A 17,140-nucleotide genomic window follows, 5' to 3' on the forward strand; every position below is an offset into this window, starting at 1 on the left:
GGCCCTCGGGCGACGACGACGGCGCGGCGAGGTTCCGCCCGCCGCGCCGTCGTCAGCCGTCGTCAGCCGTCAGCCGACGAGTCACTGCGCCGCCGGCTGAGGGGTTCCCAGACTGTGGGTCAGCACGCCGCCGTCCTCGGTGACCGTGATCCGCACCAGGGTGGGGTCGGCCCCCACTCCGTGGAGGCGGCCGTCCTCGGCGGTGACCACCAGGTCGTACTCGCCGGCCGGCAGCCCCTCGACCGTGAATCGGTCGGCCCCCGTCGCACCCGAGGCGAGCGGCTCACCCGACCCGCCCGGGCCGTACTCGTCGACGACCTCCCACCGGTGGCCGACCGTCTGCCCCCGGTACTCGTCGTCGCCTCCCACGTGCACCGCCAGACCCTCTGCGGCGTCCTCGCCGGTGATGTCGGTGGTGGTGGACAGCGGGGCGAATGACCCGTCCGGGGCGTACTCGCCGTCGGCGAAGGCGTCGTAGAACATCACGCGTTCGTCGACCCGCGAGTCGGTGACGGAGTAGACCATTCCGTCCTCCGACCCTTCGGCGGTGAACCGCAGTTCGGCCGCCTCGCCGCCGGGGCCGTCCTGCCGGGGGTCGTCGGCGCTGATCGTGAACACGTAGTCCCCGGCCGGCAGATGGTCGAGGTGCAGGGGGTCGTCGTCGACGTGTCCCGAGTCGACGACGTCGTCGCCGGAGGTCAGGCTCCAGCTGTAGCCGGAGACCTCGGCCTCGCTCCAGAGACGCCCGTCCGGCCCCAGCGGCGGCGTCCAGCTCACGGTGAGTCCGTCGGCGTCGTAGGCGATCGCCAGGTTCTGCGGGTAGGGGACGGGCTCCACGTCCAGATCCAGGTCTCCGTCCTGGACGCCCTCCCCGGCGGCCGTGCCCGTGCTCCCGGGGGCCGACCCGCCCGGTGCGTCCGCCCCGGCGTCGGGCTGCGTCGTCGAGGAGCCGCCTCCTCCTCCGGCCTCCGGGTCTGCCGGCGGCGGCGCGCATGCGACGCCGAAGATGAGTGCGGCCGACGCCGCGGTGATGATGAGGGCTTCGCCCGCCCTGTGCTGGTCGAACATCGTTCCTCCCCCGTCCGGGGTCCGTTCCGGTGCCGGAGGCACCGCCCCGTGGATGGTCGCCTGTCGGTATGAGGCGTTCGGAGAATCTCTCCGACATGAGGGAACGCTATGCCTGACCGCGAGAGACGGTCCAGGATCCGCGCCTTACGATTTGGTAACGCAAATATAGTGAAAATTGCGAATATCTGGTCGGGTGTCACCGGTGCGGTCTAGAGTCGCGGTGAGACTCAGAGAAAGGGGTCGGACATGAGGATCGACCTGACCAGTGTGTTCGTCGACGACCAGGAGAAGGCGCGCCGCTTCTACACCGAAGTCCTGGGCTTCCGAGTATTCCGAGACGTCCCGATGGGAGACGGCGTCTCCTGGTTGACCGTCGTCTCGCCCGACTCCCCGTCCGGACCCGAGCTGCTGCTGGAGCCGGCCGGCCACCCGGCGGTGAAGCCCTATCGGGATGCGCTGAACGCCGACGGCATCCCGCTGGCGCAGTTCTCGGTCGACGACGTCGCCGCCGAGCACGAACGGCTCCTCGGTCATGGGGTGCGGTTCACCCAGGAGCCGGTGGACATCGGCCCGGCCGTCTTCGCAGTGTTCGACGACACCTGCGGAAACCTGATCCAGATCATCCGGGAGAAGAGCCGGCCGGCCGCTCCGGACGGGTGAGGTTTGAGTGCGGCGCACAGCGCTCGGCCGCGGTGACGCCTCAGCCGTCTGCCGCCCGGCGCTCGCCGGCGGCGATCCGCTCATCCAGGCTCAGACGGACCGTCGGCCACTCGGCCTCGATGATCGAGAAGACCACCGTGTCCCGGGGGACGCCGGCGAACATCTGGTGGTGCCGCAGGACGCCGTCCTGCTTGGCGCCCAGACGGGCCAGCGCATCCCGCGACTGATGGTTGTGGAAGTGGGTGCGGAACTCCACCGCCAGACAGCCGAGGTCGTCGAACGCCCGCCCCAGCACCAGTCGCTTGGTGTGGGCGTTGATCCCGCTCCGTTGGGCGCTGCGCAGCAGCCAGGTCGAGCCGACCTCCACGCGAGGGGTCACCGCGTCGATGTTCATATACGTGGTCATCCCCACCGGGAGGTCGGTCGCCGCATCGAAGATCGTCCACGGCGCCATCGAACCGGCCGCCTGCAGGTCCAGTCGGCGGGTGATCTCCTCCTCGACGCGGTCCGGCGCCGGCACGATCGTGTACCAGGTACGCCACAGGTCGTCCCGACTCAGGGCCTCCGACAGTGCGGGAGCATGGTCGAGTTCGAGCTGACGGAGCACGACCCGCGCCGAGCGCAGCGTCACCGCCTCGGTGATGTCGGGCCGCGGCCGGGAGGACGTCACTGTGCGTACTCTCCGGTGAGCAGGACCCCGCCGCCGTCGACTCCCTTGGCGCCCTGGACGAAGTCGTCCCCGGCTCCGGCGACGTCATCCTCGCGGTAGGGGGCCACGGTGCCCATGATCCACGCGGTCTCGCCCGCGTCCTGCAGCAGCCGCACGGCCCGATCCGCCCGGTCGGCGGCGACCACCGCGACCATGCCCACCCCGAGGTTCAGGGTGCGTTCCAGGTCCGCCTGCGGCACCCGGCCCAGCTCGGCGACGGTGCGGAACACCTGAGGCCAGGCCCATGTGGTGCGGTCCACGGTCGCCATCAGCCCGGCGGGCAGCACCCGGGCGAGGTTCGCCGCGAGTCCGCCCCCGGTGACATGGCTGAACCCGCGCACCGGTGCCTCCGGCGAGACCCCGGCCGAGGCGGGGTCCCCGTTGAGCTCCTCCACCAGCCGGAGGCAGGGTGAGGTGTAGAGCCTGGTCGGCTCCAGCAGCTCCTCGCCCAGGGTGCGGCCGAATTCGGCGACGTCGCGGTCGTAGGTCCAGCCGGCCTGGGCCACCACGCGGCGCACGAGCGAATAGCCGTTGGAGTGGATCCCGGAGGAGGCCATGCCGACGACGACGTCGCCGGCCCGTACCCGCTCCGGACCGAGCACGGCCGAGGCGTCCACCACTCCGGTGGCGGCTCCGGCCACGTCGTACTCGTGCTCACCCAGCAGGCCGGGGTGCTCGGCGGTCTCGCCGCCGATCAGAGCGGTGCCCGTCTCGGCGCAGGCCCGTGCGATGCCGGAGACGATGCCGGCGATGCGGGTCGGCTCGACCTTCCCGCAGGCGATGTAGTCGGTCATGAACAGCGGCTTCGCCCCGGTGACGACGATGTCGTCGACGACCATCCCGACCAGGTCGAAGCCGATGGTGTCGTGGACGCCCATGGCCTGGGCGATCGCGACCTTCGTGCCGACCCCGTCGGTGGAGGTCGCCAGCAGAGGCTTCGGCAGGCGGGCGAGCTCAGAGGCGTCGAACAGGCCGGCGAAGGACCCGAACCCGCCCAGGACCTTCGACGAGTGGGTGGCCTGGACGTGGGACTTCATCAGCTCCACCGCGCGGTCGCCGGCGTCGACGTCGACACCGGCGGAGGCGTAGGTGATCGGGGTCTGCCCGACGTTCGGGGTGCTCAACGCTCGGCCTCCGCCAGGGTCTTCTCGGTCGTCTCCGCGGCCTCGGTCCGGTCGGCCGGCTGCGCCGCATCGGGGCGGTCCGTCTCCAGCAGCAGCTTTCCGCGCTGCTCCTCCGGCGGCAGCTCGATCGGGTACACCCCCGAGAAGCACGCCGTGCACAGGGTCGACCGCGGCTGCTTCGTCGCCTCGATCATCCCCTCCTCGGAGATGTAGGCCAGGGAGTCCGCACCCACCGACCGGGCGATCTCGTCCATCGTGGCCCCGTTGGCGATCAGCTCGGCGCGGGAGGCGAAGTCGATGCCGTAGAAGCACGGCCACTGCACCGGCGGCGAGGAGATCTTCACGTGGATCTCCCGCGCCCCCGCCTCACGGAGCATGCCCACGATCGCCCGCTGGGTGTTGCCGCGGACGATCGAGTCGTCGACCACGACGACCTTCCTGTCCCGGACCACATGCTCCTGGACGTTGAGCTTCAGCCGGATCCCCAGCTGACGCAGCGTCTGCGAGGGCTGGATGAAGGTCCGTCCCACATAGGCGTTCTTGATGAACCCCTGCGCGAAGGGCAGGCCGGAGGCCTCCGCGTAGCCCACCGCGGCCGGGGTGCCGGACTCGGGGACGGGGATGACGATGTCGGCGTCGTGGGTGTCCTCGCGTGCCAGCTGGCGCCCCATCTCCACCCGCGACTCGTAGACCGAGCGGCCGTTGATGTGCGCATCCGGGCGGGACAGGTACACGTACTCGAACACGCAGCGGGCGGGCTTCGTCTCTGCGAAGCTGCGGGAGCGGATCCCGGTGGAGTCGATGGCGATCAGCTCCCCGGGCTCGATCTCCCGGATGACGGTCGCCCCCACGGTGGCCAGGGCGGACTGTTCGGAGGCGACCACCCAGCCGCTGGCCAGCCGGCCGAGCACCAGGGGACGCACCCCCTGCGGATCGCGCGCCGCGTAGAGGGTGTGCTCGGACATGAAGACGAAGCAGAACGCGCCCTTCAGGGTGGGGAGCAGGGCCATGGCCTGCTCCTCGATGTCCTCACCCTCCTGCTCACGGAGCAGTGCGGTGACCAGGGCGGTGTCGGTGGTGTTGCCCTGACGCATCTCCCCGTGGCGGGTGGAGCCGTGGATCGCGGTGACCCGGTCCAGCAGCTCGGCGGAGTTGGTCAGGTTGCCGTTGTGGCCCAGGGCGACCGTGCCGTGGGGGGTGTCTCCGAGCGTGGGCTGCGCATTGGCCCAGTTGTTCCCGCCGGTGGTGGAGTAGCGGCAGTGGGCCACCGCGATGTGCCCTCCGAGGGTGGTCAGCGTGGACTCGTCGAAGACCTGGGAGACCAGGCCGACGTCCTTGTAGACCTGGATGCGGTCACCGTCGGAGGTGGCGATGCCGGCGGCCTCCTGGCCGCGGTGCTGCAGCGCATAGAGCCCGTAGTAGGAGAGCTTGGCGACCTCTTCGCCCGGGGCCCAGACTCCGAACACCCCGCATTCGTCCTGCGGGGACGGGTCCTCGTCGAGGAGCGAATGGGACAGGCGGCTGCGGTCAGCCATGCTCAGCGGTCCTCTCCGTGGTGATCGGGTCGGTCGGCGTCCCGACCCCGGTCCTCCACGCGGCGGGCGGTGACCTCGCGGCCGCGGCCGCGCGAGCGTCGCTCGAGCAGCAGCCATGCCACCGCGCCGAGGGTCAGTCCGGGCAGGGACAGCACGAAGGTCACATAGCCGATGGATGCGGCCATCGAGTAGTCCTCCGAGCGTCCGGTGCTCAGCACGACGATCACGGCGACGACGAACGCCGCTCCGACGCCCGCCGCCAGGAACGGGACGAGTCGTGGCATGGGACGCACCGTGAGCTGACGGTTCTGCTCGGGGGAGGGCATGGGCTCCAGTCTACTGCTCCGGAGGGGCCGGAAGCTCCCGCCCGGTCAGCCGTCGGTAGGCGTCGAGGTAGCGTTCGCGGGTGGCGGCGACGACCTCGTCGGGCAGCGGTGGCGGGGCGACGTCGTCCGACCGCTTCCACCCCGACTCCGGGGAGGTCAGCCAGTCACGGACGAACTGCTTGTCGAAGGAGGCCTGGGCCCGTCCCGGTTCCCACTGCTCGGCCGGCCAGAACCGGGAGGAGTCCGGGGTCAGCACCTCGTCGGCCAGGACCACGGAACCGTCGGCGTCGACCCCGAACTCCAGCTTGGTGTCGGCCAGGATCACTCCGGCCTCGCGGCATCGGGCCTCGGCGATCCCGTAGATCCGCAGGGTGGCCGCGCGCAGCGCCTCAGCCTGCTCGGGGCCGACCCGGTCGGCCAGCTCGGCGAAGCTGATGTTCTCGTCGTGGCTCCCCTGCCGGGCCTTCGAGGACGGGGTGAAGATCGGCTCGGGGAGACGGGATCCGTCGGTCAGTCCCGCAGGAAGCCTGATCCCCGTCACGCCGCCGGACTGCTGGTACTCGGCCAGGACCGATCCGGTCAGGTGGCCGCGGGCGATGCACTCGGCCTCGATCATCTCCAGGTCCCGGCAGATCACCGCACGCCCGGCCACCGGCTCAGGCACCTCGGTGGAGACCACATGGTTGACGACGCCGGCCTCGGCGAGCGTCTCGAACCACCACAGGCTCAGCTGGGTCAGCACGCGACCCTTGTCCGGGATGGGGGTGGTCAGCACATGGTCATAGGCGCTGATCCTGTCGGTGGCGACCATCAGCAGGACCTCTTCGCCCTCCCATGCGGACCCGGGAGCGGGGCGGTACAGCTCGCGGACCTTCCCCGAGGCCGCGTGCCGCCATCCGGGCAGCTGCGGGGCGACCCGGATCCGTCCGGCGACCGCCGCGGCGGCGACGTCCGTGCGGTGCTGGGCCCCGTCGAAGGCGATCCGCTCCACCCCTGCGTAGGCACGGTCGGTGGCAGCGGCCAAGGTCGGTCCCGTGCCGACGACGGCGAGCACGCGGCCCCCAGCGGTGACGATCTCGTCGTCCTCCTTGGCGGGGTTCGCCAGCGAGGTCCCGGCGTGGAGCACCGAGACTCCGTCGAGGGACTCCGCCTCCTCGGTCCCGGTGATGCGGTCGCCTTTCCGAGGTGCGTCCGGGTAGTCCTTGGCAGCCATCACCACGTCGACGGCGTAGCCGTCCGTCCAGTCGAGTCGGCGGTCGGCGCCCAGTGCGCCCGTGGAGCAGTCGTGGAGCAGTCCGCCCAGCGGGGTGTCGAGCCGCTGCAGCACGGCTTGGGTCTCGGGGTCCCCGAAGCGGGCGTTGAACTCGATCACCCGCACCCCGAGGGAGGTGACGGCGAGTCCGCAGTAGAGCACCCCCACGAAGGGCGTGCCGCGGCGGGTCATCTCCTCGAGGGTGGGTCTGGCGACGCGGTCCACCACGGTCTGCGTGAAGTCTCGGGTGACGCCGTCGTCGTGGGTCTCGGTGTAGTCGTCCAGCCAGTCCAGCGGCGTGTAGGCGCCCATGCCGCCGGTGTTGGGGCCGGCGTCGCCGTCGGAGAGGCGCTTGAAGTCCTGGGCGGGGCTCAGCGGCACCAAGTCGTGCCCGTCGGAGAGGACGAACAGGGAGACCTCGGGTCCGTCGAGGAACTCCTCGACGACGACGCTGCCGCCGGCGTCGATGCAGGCCTGCGCGTGGGCCACGGCGGCGTCCCGGTCCGAGGTGACGACGACCCCTTTGCCGGCGGCGAGCCCGTCGTCCTTGACCACATGCGGGGCGCCGAAGCGGTCCAGGGCCTCAGACGCGGTCTCGAGGTCTGCGGCGTGCACCGCGCCGGCGGTGGGAACGCCGGCGGCCTCCATGACCTCCTTGGCGAAGGCCTTCGAGGACTCCAGCCGTGCGGCCGCGCGGGACGGGCCGAAGACGGGGACCCCGGCCTCGCGGACCGCGTCGGCGACCCCGGCGGCCAGCGGCGCCTCGGGCCCGATGACCACGAGGTCGTAGCTCTGTTCGCGGACCAGGGCGACCACGGCGTCGGTGTCCTGGGCCTCGACCCTGCGGCAGACGACCTCCCGGGAGATCCCGGCGTTGCCGGGTGCGGCCTCGACGCAGGTGACGGACTCATCGCGCAGCAGGGCGCGGACGACGGCGTGCTCTCGGCCTCCGGGGCCCACCACAAGTACCTTCACGGTGGTCCAGACTACCGGGCACGACGCGGCCCTGACTCTCCCTCATCCGTTGGGCGTTCCGCGTCGCTCAGAGGACCCCTGAGGGGTCCTTCGGCGACGCGGAACGCCCAACCGACGTCAGGTGCGCACCATCCTGACCTCACGGATGCCCTCGGCGTCGTCCTCCGCATGGGTCCACGGTATCCCTCCACATAGACTGGGAGCATGAGCGCAGACCGTCAGGGACCCACCGTGCACACCGCTTCAGCCGCCGACTCTGCGGAGCTGGCCTGGGTGACCCGTGCCGGCGTCGTCGAGTCACGACACATCGGCTCGATGGTCATGGTGGCCCCCGACGGACGGGTGCTGGAGTCCTTCGGCGCCCCGGAGCGGTCGATCTTCCCCCGCTCCACGCTGAAGCCCTTCCAGGCCGTCGCCTCGCTGCGCGCCGGGGCGCTGATCTCTCCGGAGGCGGTCGCGCTGGCCTGCGGATCCCACATCGGCACGCCCCGCCACCAGGAGCTCGCCGCCTCGGTGCTCGAGGCGGAGAAGCTCGACGTGTCGCACCTGAAGTGCCCGGAAGCCTACCCGCAGAGGGAGAAGGACAGGGTCGAGCACATCGCGGCGGGCCGGGAGAAGACGAAGCTCGCCTTCAACTGCTCCGGCAAGCACGCCGCCTTCCTCGCCGCCACCCGCACCCAGGGGTGGCGGCTGGCGACCTACGCCGAGCAGCACCACCCGCTGCAGCGCATCGTGCTGCAGGTCATCGAGGAGTACTGCGAGGAGACCCCGCAGGTCGTCGGCGTCGACGGCTGCGGCGCACCGGCCCCGGCGGTGAGTCTGACCGGACTGGCCCGCGGATTCTCGAAGATCGCCTCGGCGACCTCCCGCCGCGACGCCGAGGTCCACGCCTTCACCGTGAACCAGGCGATGCTGGACTACTCCTGGGCCGTCCACGGCCGCGGTGAGGCGAACACCGTGGTCATGGAGGACCTCGGTGTGCTCGCCAAGCTCGGTGCCGAGGGCGTGCTGATCCTCGGCGCCCAAGACGGGACCACGGTGGCGGTGAAGATCCTCGACGGCTCCGGCCGGGCTGCGAACCTCGTGGCTCTCAGCCTGCTCGCCGCCCGGGAGGTCGTCGACGTGGAGGACCTCGCCCCAGTGCTGAAGAAGATCGTCCACCCCATCACCGGCGGCTCCGACGGCGCCCAGGTCGGATCGCTGCGCCTGGCCCAGGACCTCCTGGACCGGCTCTAGGGCGAGGGGGACGCAGCGGTGGCACGACGACGGATCACCCCCGCCGACGGCCGCGCTGCGGTCGAGGCCTGGGCCGTGACCGCACACCCGGACCGCCGCACCACGGCGACCGCCGTGCGTCACCTCTTGGAGGAGCTCGCCGATCGCGCCCCGGGGAACTCGGTGGAGGTGCGGGTGCCGCCCTTCGGCGTCACCCAATGCGTGGAGGGCCCGTCGCACACGCGGGGCACACCGCCGAACGTGGTGGAGGTCGATCCGGCCACCTGGTTGGGCCTCGCCGTCGGGCGGGAGTCTTGGGACTCCGCGCTCGCCGGCGGCCGGATCGCCGCCTCGGGGGTCCGCGCGGACCTCAGCGAACACCTGCCGCTGATGAGACTCACAGGCCACTCCGGCGCCTAGCTCCGCATCGTCTCCTCCCAGGCGCGGTGCAGCCGGGCGTAGTAACCGTCCCCGACGGCGAGCTCCTCGGGCGGGCCGTCCTCGATGATGCGGCCGTCGTCGACCACCAGCACGCGGTCGGCCACGGCCACGGTGGAGAGCCGGTGGGCGATGATCAGCGCCGTCCGCCGTCCCAGCAGCCGGTGCAGGCCGTGCTGGACGAGCTGCTCGCTGGGCAGATCCAGGGATGAGGTCGCCTCATCCAGGATCAGCACAGTGGGGTCGGCCAGGAACGCCCGGGCGAAGGACACCAGCTGGCGCTGCCCGGCCGAGAGGCGTCCGCCGCGCTTGTTGACGTCGGTGTCGTAGCCCTCGGGCAGCGCCTCGACGAACCGGTCGGCCCCGACCGCTCGGGCCGCGGCGGCGATCTCCTCGGCGGAGGCCTCGGGGCGTCCCAGCGCGATGTTCTCGGCGATGGTCCCGGAGAACATGAACGCCTCCTGGGTGACCATGGCGATGTGTCGGTTCCGATCCGTCTGTGCGAGCTCGCGCAGGTCGACTCCGTCGAGGCGCACCGCACCCTCGGTGACGTCGTAGAACCGTGCCAGCAGCTTCACCAGCGTCGACTTTCCGGCCCCCGTGCGTCCGACCACGGCCACCGTCTGACCGGCCGGGATGTGCAGGTCGGTACGGTGCAGCACCTCCGGCGACTCCGGGGTGTAGCGGAAGGTGACGCCCTCGAGGTCCACGCGTCCCGACCCCTCCGGCAGCGGCGTCGGCTCGGCGGGCTCGGTCACGGTCGGCTCCTCCTCGAGGAGTCCGGAGACCTTCTCCAGTGCGGCGGTGGCCGACTGGAACGCGTTGTAGAACATCGCCATCATCTCGACGGGCTGGAACACCCGGCGCGTGGCCAGCACGAGCGCCACCAGCACACCCACTTCGAGGGCGCCGTCGAGCACGCGGAACCCTCCCCACACCAGCACGGCGACCATCGTGACGTTTCCGATGGCCATCAGGGCCGGCTGCAGCACGCCGAACAGGCTCACCGAGGCGACGGTGTCCCGGCGGTAGTCCTCGGTCAGCCGCCGGTACCGCGCCGACCGCGAATGCTCCCGTCGGAACGCCTGCACCGCACGGATGCCGGTCATGGTCTCCATGAAGTGCACGATCATCCGCGCCGAGGAGATCCGGGTCCGTCGGTAGGCGACCTCGGAACGGCGCTGGTACCAGCGCACCACCATCGCGATCGGCACTGCCGCGGCGGCGAGCAGGAGTCCGGACCGCCAGTCGAGGATGACGATGGAGGCCGCGGTGAAGGACATGAACATCAGCCCGGAGACCAGTGAGTTGACCCCCTGGTCGAGGAGCTCGCGCAGCGACTCCAGATCCGAGGTCTGCCGGGAGATGACCCGCCCCGAGGTGTAGTCCTCATGGAACTCGAGGCTCAGCCGCTGGGTCTTGCGGAACACGCGGCGGCGCAGGGTGAACAGCATCTGCTGTGAGACCTCGGCGGTGGTGCGCGTGTAGACCCAGGTCAGCACCCCGGCGGCCAGCGCGCACAGCACGTAGGTCAGCCCGGGCAGCCACATGCCGGAGGCGTAGCCGTCGGTCGCCCGCGGCAGCCCCCAGTCGATGGCCCAGGCGATGATCAGAGGAGTGGCCGCCTGCGCCGCCTGGGCGACGGTCACGCACAGTGCGGTCACCAGCAGCTTCAGCCGCACTCCGACGGAGAGCTCGACGAGCAGCCGCCACGACCGTCGGCGCATGAACCGCCGCTCGGGCTTCTCCAGGTCCACCTGCTCCTCACCGGCCGTGCCGCGCAGGTGGTCGAAGCGGTGCTCGTCCGGCTCGGCCTCCCGGTGCGGGCGCCGCGGCCGTCCGCCGCGCGGCTGTCCTGCGGTCCATGGAGTCACAGCCGGTCGCCTCCCCACAGGCTCTCGGCGGTCGGCTCGGGGCTCATCACCGCACGGTAGGTCTCGCTGCGGGCCAGCAGCTCCGCATGGGTGCCGACGTCGACGATGCGTCCTTCGTGGAGCATCGCGACCCGGTCGGCCAGTGCGACGGTGGAGGGCCGGTGGGCCACCAGCAGCGTGGTGGTGTCGGTCAGCACCTCGCGCAGCCGCCCGGTGACCCGCTCCTCGGTGCGGACGTCCAGCGCGGAGAGCGGATCGTCGAGCAGCAGCACCGACGGTCGGGCCGCGATGGCGCGGGCCAGGGCCAGCCGCTGTCGCTGCCCTCCGGAGAGGCTCAGGCCCTCCTCGCCCACGGCGGTGTCCTCACGTGCGGGCAGTGCGGCGACGAACTCGGCGTCGGCGACCCGAAGGGCCTCACGGAGCCTGGCCTCGTACTCCTCGTCCGTGTCCGTCCCGCGCGGCGGATGCCGGGGGTCGTCGGGCTCCCGACCCCACCCGGTGCCCAGCAGCACGTTCTCGCGGACCGAGGCGGAGAACAGCGTGGGGTCCTCGAAGGCCACGGCCACGCGGGAGCGGAGGTCGGCGAGGTCGAAGTCCCGGACGTCGATCCCGTCGACGCGGACCGAGCCGGAGACGACGTCGTAGAGACGGGGCACCAGATTCAGCAGGGTGGAGGTCCCGCCGCCGGTCTCCGAGACCAGGGCCAGGGTCTCGCCCCGCTCCACGGTGAGGCTGAGCCCCCGGAGCAGCGGAGCGGACTCCTCCGACGACCCGGGGAAGCGGAAGACGACGTCGTCGAACTCCACCGTCCCCCGCTCCGGGGCGGTGCGGGGCTCCTCGGGGGAGACGATCTCCGGCTCGAGGTCGACCACATCGATGTGGCGGTCGATGGCCGTCTTGGACATGAAGGTCATCCCCAGCAGCATCCCGAGGCCCTCCAGCGGAGCCTTGAGCACGGCCGCCGTGGCGAAGAACGCGGCCAGGGCTCCGACGGTGAGGTCGCCCCCGGCGGCGACCTGCTGCAGGCCGATGAGCAGGCACACCCCCAGGGCCAGTTCGGGCAGCCCGATCATGATCAGCTGGAAGCGGGCCAGAGTGTGGGCCTTGGCGATCTCACGGCCCCTCAACGACTGCGCCTGCCCGACGAACGAGCCGAGGGCATACTCCTCACGGCCGAAGGCCTTGAGCACGCGGATGCCGTGCACCGACTCCTCCACCGCTGTGGCCACCTCGCCGGCCTGGTCCTGGGCCGAGCGGGAGAGCCGCATGTACTCCCGGCGGAACCGCGGACCGGCCAGCAGGAGGGGAACCGCGGCGACGACGAAGACGGACGTCAGCAGAGGTGAGAGCGAGAGCATCAGCCCGAAGCCGACGAGCAGCGAGACCGCCGAGGTCACCAGCATCACCGAGCCGAAGGCGAACCAGCGGCGGATCACGTTGAGGTCGCTGATCGCACGGGACTGCAGCTGGCCGGCTCCCCACGAGGCGTGGAACGAGGCCGGCAGATCCTGCAGCACGTCGAAGAGCCGATTCCGCATCGCGGTCTCCGCGCCGGAGGCCGGGGGGAGGATGAAGAACCGACGCAGGTAGATGAGTCCGGCCTGGGCGAGGCCCATGACCAGCATCACCCCGCCGGCGATCCACACTGCAGAGGCCGCCGCCCCGGGATCCAGGAGGGCGTCGACCAGCAGCTGCAGCACCTGGGGGATGACCAGGGCGAGCACGGCGGCGAGCACGGCGCTCACCAGTCCGGCGACCCATCGGGTGCGGATCCCCTCGAGATAGATGTCGAGCCGGGCCAGCGCCTCACGCAGGGTGCGCGCCGGGGACCCGGAGTCTCGTGGGGCGATGGACGCGGTGCGGATGGCTGAGGTGCTCCTCGATGCGGACTGTCGGCGGCGGAGTCCCATTCTACGCCTCCGGCCGATTCTGTTCACAGGTGCAACAGGGCATTCCCGGCACGGGCGGGCACGAGGTCGATGACGCAGGCTTCGGGCGGACAGTTCAGACGGAACGGGGCCCGGACGACGGTCCCGACGCCCGCCGAGACGTGCAGCGCGACGCTCCGTCCGTCGCCGGCGGTCACCGTCGAGACACCCTTGGCCTGCCGTCGGGGCAGGTCGCAGTTCGTGGTCAGGGCGACCTCTCCGGGCAGGCACACCTGACCCCCGTGGGTGTGGCCGGCCAGGACGAGGTCCGCGCCCGTGTCGGAGAACTGCGACAGCACCCGGCCCATCGGAGCGTGTGCGACACCGATGCGCAGGGCGTCGCCCTGGGCCGCGTCGGCGGGCCAGCCGGCGAACCGGTCGCGTCCGATGTGGGGGTCGTCGACGCCGGAGAGCTGCACCGGTCGCCCGCCGACCGTCATCTGCAGAGACCTGTTGGTCAGATCGCTCCACCCCGAGTCCGTCAGGTGGGCGAAGAACGAGCGCCACGGCAGCTGCGGCGGATCGGCGGCCAACCTCGACGGCCTCCACAGGTAGGCCAGCGGGTTCCTGCGCCGGGCGATGTAGTAGTCGTTCGACCCGGGGACGAACACTCCGGGGAACCGCCGCAGCGGCTCCAGGGCCTCCAGGACCTCCGGGACCGACTCCGGGTAGGCGAGGTTGTCCCCGGTGTTCACGACCAGATCCGGGTCCGTCTCGGCCAGGGAGCGCAGCCATCGAGCCTTGTGCCGCTGCCCGGGCACATAGTGGATGTCGGAGACGTGGAGGATGCGCAACGGAGGCGAGCCGGCAGGCAGCACCTCGATCTCATGGTGTCGGAGGCGGAACCGCTGGGCGGCGACGCTCCGTCCGTAGGCGACCATGCCGAGGCCGATCCCGGCCGTCGCAGTCAGGCCGATGCCGAGGATCAGCGGAGTCGACGGGGCCGCGGCGGGGCGGCCCGACGTCATGGCGTGCCGCCGTCGGCGTCTCCCTCGGGCATACCGCCTTCGCCGCCGTCCTCACCGGCGTCGTCACCGCTGCCGTCGTCGGCCTGCGCGTTCTCCGGGGTGTTGCCCCCTTCGCGCCCGTTGCCGCCCATGTAGCGGTCGGTCGAGTCCGGGTTCTGGAACGGTGAGTCGTCCGGACTGCGGAAGTCGTCGGTGCTGTAGTCGCCGGCGATCCGGTTCATGTAGTCCACCCACATCGGCATCGCGATGGTGGAGCCGTAGACCTCGTCATGGACCTGCCCGTTGATGGGTCGGTTGTTCAGGCTGGTCATGTCCGCGTAGGAGCCGACCCAGCTTGCCGTGGACAGACCCTTCGAGTAGCCGATGAACCAGGTGGAGGACTGCTCGTTGTTCGTGCCGGTCTTGCCGCCCACGGGGAAGTCGAAGCTGCTGCCGGAGTCCTGAGCGTTGTAGTCGGCGATGTTGGTCATCGTCTCGTTGAGCTGAGCGACCGAGTCAGCCTCCATGGCCTCCTCGCACTGCGGGCCCGAGACGTCGTACTCGTTGCCGTTGGCGTCGGTGACCTCCGAGATGGCCCGGGGACGGCAGTACTCGCCGTCGGCGGCGAACGCCGCGTACGCGCTGGCCTGGGTCATCGGGGAGAGGTTCTCGGAGCCGAGCACGAACGAGGGGTTCTGCGGATTCAGCTCGGCGCCGTCGCCGGCCTGCTTCACACCGAGGCGGGTGGTGAGGTCGGCGATGTCGCAGAGGTCCAGCTCGTAGGCCATGTTGACCGTGGCGGTGTTCACCGACCAGAACAGGCCGAAGTCCGCCGTCATCGGACGCTTGGAGTTGTCCATGACGTTGTTGATGGACCAGCCGCCGTCGTCGAGGACGGTGGCGGCACCGTTGGGCAGGCAGGAGGCCTGGAACTGCGACCCCTGGGCGAACTCGTCCCGGCCGGCGTCGACGATCTCGTACATGGAGTGCCCGGACTCGAGCCAGGCGGCGGCCACGTACGGCTTGAGCGTCGAGCCTCCCTGGAAGCCGTTGCCTCCGCCGAAGGCGGCGTCGACGTTGAAGTTCAGCTCCGTCCGTCCCTCACCCTCCTCGGGCGAGTACTCGGTGTTCTGCGCCATGGCCTTGATGTCGCCGCTGCCGGGCTCCACCGTGACCAGGGTCGCGGCCGCACCCGAGACGCTGCCCGGGGCCATGGTGTCCTCGACCTCGCTCTGCGCGGCGTCCTGCAGCTCCGGATCCAGGGTGGTGGTGATCTCCAGGCCGCCGCGGTTGAGCAGCTGGTCCCGGGACTCCTGATCGGGCCCGAAGGTGTCGTCGGCGAGGATCGCCCGGCGCACGTAGTCGCAGAAGTACGGCGCCGATTCGGCCGCCACGCAGCCGGAGGGCTCCGGCTGGACGTCGAGGTCCAGCGAGGAGTCGATCGCCTCGTCGTACTCCTCCTGGGAGAGGTAGTCGTTGCGGAGCATCGCGCCGAGCACCACGTCGCGGCGGGACTCTGCGCTCTCCGGGTTGTTCTCCGGGTTGTAGCCGTTCGGGTTCTGCACCATGCCGGCCAGGGTGGCCGACTGGGCGGGGTTCAGCTCGGAGGCCGGGATGCCCCAGTAGTACTGGGCGGCGGCCTCGACGCCGTAGTTGCGCCCGCCGAAGAGGACGATGTTCAGGTAGCCCTCGAGGATCTCGTCCTTGGTCATGTCCTCCTCTGCGGCGACGGCGAGCTTCATCTCGCGCAGCTTGTCCGCGTAGGTCTTCGACCCCGAGATCGTCAGGCGGTCCTCCCCACGGAGGAAGTCGGCGTTGATCATCACGTTGTTCACGTACTGCTGGGTGATCGTGGAGGCGCCCTGCTGGGAGTCTGAGGTGACGTTGTGGACCACGGCGCGGCCCAGGCCGCGGGCGTCGACTCCGCCGTGCTCGTAGAACCGCTCATCCTCGATCGCGATGATCGCGTTGGTCATGTTGTCCGAGATCTCGTCGATGTCGACCGGAGTCCGGTTCTCCGCGTAGAACGTGGCGAGTTCGTTGCCCTCCTGGTCGTATACGTGGGAGGGCACGCTCAGCGGCTCCTCGCGCAGCTCGGAGGGGAGCTCCTCGAGGATCTCGGTGCCTGCGGCGGCCGTGGCTCCCCCGGTGGCGGCCAGCGGGAAGATCAGCCCGGCCGCGAGCACCCCGCACAGCGCGCTCACGCCGAGGAAGGACATGATCTTCCCGACGGTGGTCGCGGTGTCGAAGAGGGGAGACTTGGATGACGCCATGGGCTACATCGTACCGGCCCGGGTCAACCGGAGCCCGGTGATCGCCACGGTGATGCGCACAGGCGACCGGAGCGGGGCTATGGTGGGGGCATGACTGAATCCGTGAGCCAGTGGGAGTACGCCACCATCCCGCTCATCATCCACAACACCAAGGCCATCCTCGACCAGTGGGGCGAGGACGGCTGGGAGCTCGTCACCGTGCTCCCCGGACCGGACGGAAACGCCCCGGTCGCCTACCTGAAGCGTCCGAAGGCCTGAGGAGAGCACCCAGATGACCGCCCACGAATCGTCGCGCCCGGTCGGGGCGGCAGGATCCGACGTCGAGTCCCGACTGGCCGAGCTGGGTCTGGCCGTGCCCGAGGTCGTCCCCCCGGTGGCCGCCTACCAGCCGGTGGTCGTGGCCGACGGCGTGGTGTACACCGCCGGGCAGCTCCCGCTGATCCAGGGCGAGCTGCCCCTGACCGGCAAGGTCGGTGCCGAGGTCACCGAGGAGCAGGCCGTGGAGCTCGCGCGCCAGTGCGCCCTGAACTGCCTGGCCGCGCTGAAGCACGCCGTCGGTGACCTGGACAGGATCGCCCGGATCGCCAAGGTCGGCGGCTTCGTCGCCTCCGACCCAGGGTTCTTCGGTCAGCCGAAGGTCCTCAACGGAGCCTCCGAGCTGTTCGGGCACGCGTTCGGGGACCTCGGAGCGCACGCCCGCTCGGCGGTCGGCGTCGCGGCCCTGCCGCTCAACGCCCCGGTCGAGGTCGACGTGATCGCCCACGTCGCCTGAGCCGCTCGACCACACTGACCGTCGAACCGCCTGCTGAGGGGACG

Annotated in this window: 15 protein-coding genes; 5 read left to right on the top strand and 10 right to left on the bottom strand. The window is 70.9% G+C overall.

From position 1 onward, the window contains the following. Positions 1-81 precede the first annotated feature (81 nt). Positions 82-1,068 (bottom strand): fibronectin type III domain-containing protein, encoded by a 987-nt coding sequence (locus N7E59_RS09685; protein WP_261624728.1) that lies wholly within the window; start codon positions 1,066-1,068, stop codon positions 82-84. A gap of 246 nt (positions 1,069-1,314) precedes the next feature. Between N7E59_RS09685 and N7E59_RS09690 the strand changes: the two genes are divergently transcribed. After that, positions 1,315-1,728 carry a VOC family protein gene (locus N7E59_RS09690; RefSeq protein ID WP_261624729.1) on the top strand — a complete coding sequence of 138 codons (414 nt, stop codon included), beginning with the start codon at positions 1,315-1,317 and terminating at the stop codon, positions 1,726-1,728. 40 nt (positions 1,729-1,768) lie between these two features. Here N7E59_RS09690 and N7E59_RS09695 read toward each other — a convergent pair whose 3' ends face one another. The 5 genes from N7E59_RS09695 to purD are packed head-to-tail and all read right to left on the bottom strand — an operon-like array spanning position 1,769 to position 7,649. Further along, positions 1,769-2,398, bottom strand: coding sequence for a GNAT family N-acetyltransferase (locus tag N7E59_RS09695; protein ID WP_315943014.1), 630 nt, complete (start codon positions 2,396-2,398; stop codon positions 1,769-1,771). Further along, the gene (gene purM / locus N7E59_RS09700) at positions 2,395-3,561 is read right to left on the bottom strand and encodes a phosphoribosylformylglycinamidine cyclo-ligase (protein ID WP_261624730.1); all 1,167 of its coding nucleotides are present in this window, start codon (positions 3,559-3,561) and stop codon (positions 2,395-2,397) included. Before purM ends, N7E59_RS09695 begins: the two co-directional genes overlap by 4 nt. Continuing rightward, positions 3,558-5,096: an amidophosphoribosyltransferase gene (gene purF, locus N7E59_RS09705; RefSeq protein WP_261624731.1), complete on the bottom strand. Its 1,539-nt coding sequence runs from the start codon at positions 5,094-5,096 to the stop codon at positions 3,558-3,560. Before purF ends, purM begins: the two co-directional genes overlap by 4 nt. Before the next feature lie 2 nt (positions 5,097-5,098). Continuing rightward, positions 5,099-5,422: a hypothetical protein gene (locus tag N7E59_RS09710; RefSeq protein ID WP_261624732.1), complete on the bottom strand. Its 324-nt coding sequence runs from the start codon at positions 5,420-5,422 to the stop codon at positions 5,099-5,101. Positions 5,423-5,432: 10 nt separating this feature from the next. Continuing rightward, a complete protein-coding gene (purD, locus tag N7E59_RS09715) occupies positions 5,433-7,649 on the bottom strand; it encodes a phosphoribosylamine--glycine ligase (RefSeq protein ID WP_261624733.1) in 2,217 nt (738 codons plus the stop codon). A gap of 204 nt (positions 7,650-7,853) precedes the next feature. Between purD and N7E59_RS09720 the strand changes: the two genes are divergently transcribed. Both N7E59_RS09720 and N7E59_RS09725 read left to right on the top strand, forming a co-directional pair. Next, positions 7,854-8,885 carry an asparaginase gene (locus N7E59_RS09720; RefSeq protein ID WP_261624734.1) on the top strand — a complete coding sequence of 344 codons (1,032 nt, stop codon included), beginning with the start codon at positions 7,854-7,856 and terminating at the stop codon, positions 8,883-8,885. Positions 8,886-8,903: 18 nt separating this feature from the next. Continuing rightward, positions 8,904-9,284 (top strand): sterol carrier family protein, encoded by a 381-nt coding sequence (locus tag N7E59_RS09725; protein ID WP_261624735.1) that lies wholly within the window; start codon positions 8,904-8,906, stop codon positions 9,282-9,284. Here N7E59_RS09725 and N7E59_RS09730 read toward each other — a convergent pair. From N7E59_RS09730 to N7E59_RS09745, 4 genes are all read right to left on the bottom strand, one after another. Further along, complete coding sequence (locus N7E59_RS09730) at positions 9,281-11,086, bottom strand: ABC transporter ATP-binding protein (protein WP_261624781.1); 1,806 nt, start codon at positions 11,084-11,086, stop codon at positions 9,281-9,283. The genes N7E59_RS09725 and N7E59_RS09730 overlap by 4 nt on opposite strands. A gap of 86 nt (positions 11,087-11,172) precedes the next feature. Continuing rightward, the gene (locus N7E59_RS09735) at positions 11,173-13,086 is read right to left on the bottom strand and encodes an ABC transporter ATP-binding protein (protein WP_261624736.1); all 1,914 of its coding nucleotides are present in this window, start codon (positions 13,084-13,086) and stop codon (positions 11,173-11,175) included. A gap of 23 nt (positions 13,087-13,109) precedes the next feature. Next, positions 13,110-14,072 carry a metallophosphoesterase gene (locus N7E59_RS09740; protein WP_261624737.1) on the bottom strand — a complete coding sequence of 321 codons (963 nt, stop codon included), beginning with the start codon at positions 14,070-14,072 and terminating at the stop codon, positions 13,110-13,112. Further along, positions 14,069-16,324, bottom strand: a complete 2,256-nt coding sequence (locus N7E59_RS09745; RefSeq protein ID WP_261624738.1) for a transglycosylase domain-containing protein — start codon at positions 16,322-16,324, stop codon at positions 14,069-14,071. Before N7E59_RS09745 ends, N7E59_RS09740 begins: the two co-directional genes overlap by 4 nt. Before the next feature lie 90 nt (positions 16,325-16,414). Between N7E59_RS09745 and N7E59_RS09750 the strand changes: the two genes are divergently transcribed. Both N7E59_RS09750 and N7E59_RS09755 read left to right on the top strand, forming a co-directional pair. Next, on the top strand, positions 16,415-16,582 hold the full coding sequence (locus tag N7E59_RS09750; RefSeq protein ID WP_261624739.1) for a DUF4177 domain-containing protein: 168 nt from the start codon (positions 16,415-16,417) through the stop codon (positions 16,580-16,582). A gap of 13 nt (positions 16,583-16,595) precedes the next feature. Next, positions 16,596-17,096 (top strand): RidA family protein, encoded by a 501-nt coding sequence (locus tag N7E59_RS09755; RefSeq protein WP_261624740.1) that lies wholly within the window; start codon positions 16,596-16,598, stop codon positions 17,094-17,096. Positions 17,097-17,140: the final 44 nt, after the last annotated feature.

The organism is Nesterenkonia marinintestina, from assembly GCF_025420485.1.
GTDB classification, from domain to species: Bacteria; Actinomycetota; Actinomycetes; order Actinomycetales; family Micrococcaceae; genus Nesterenkonia; species Nesterenkonia marinintestina.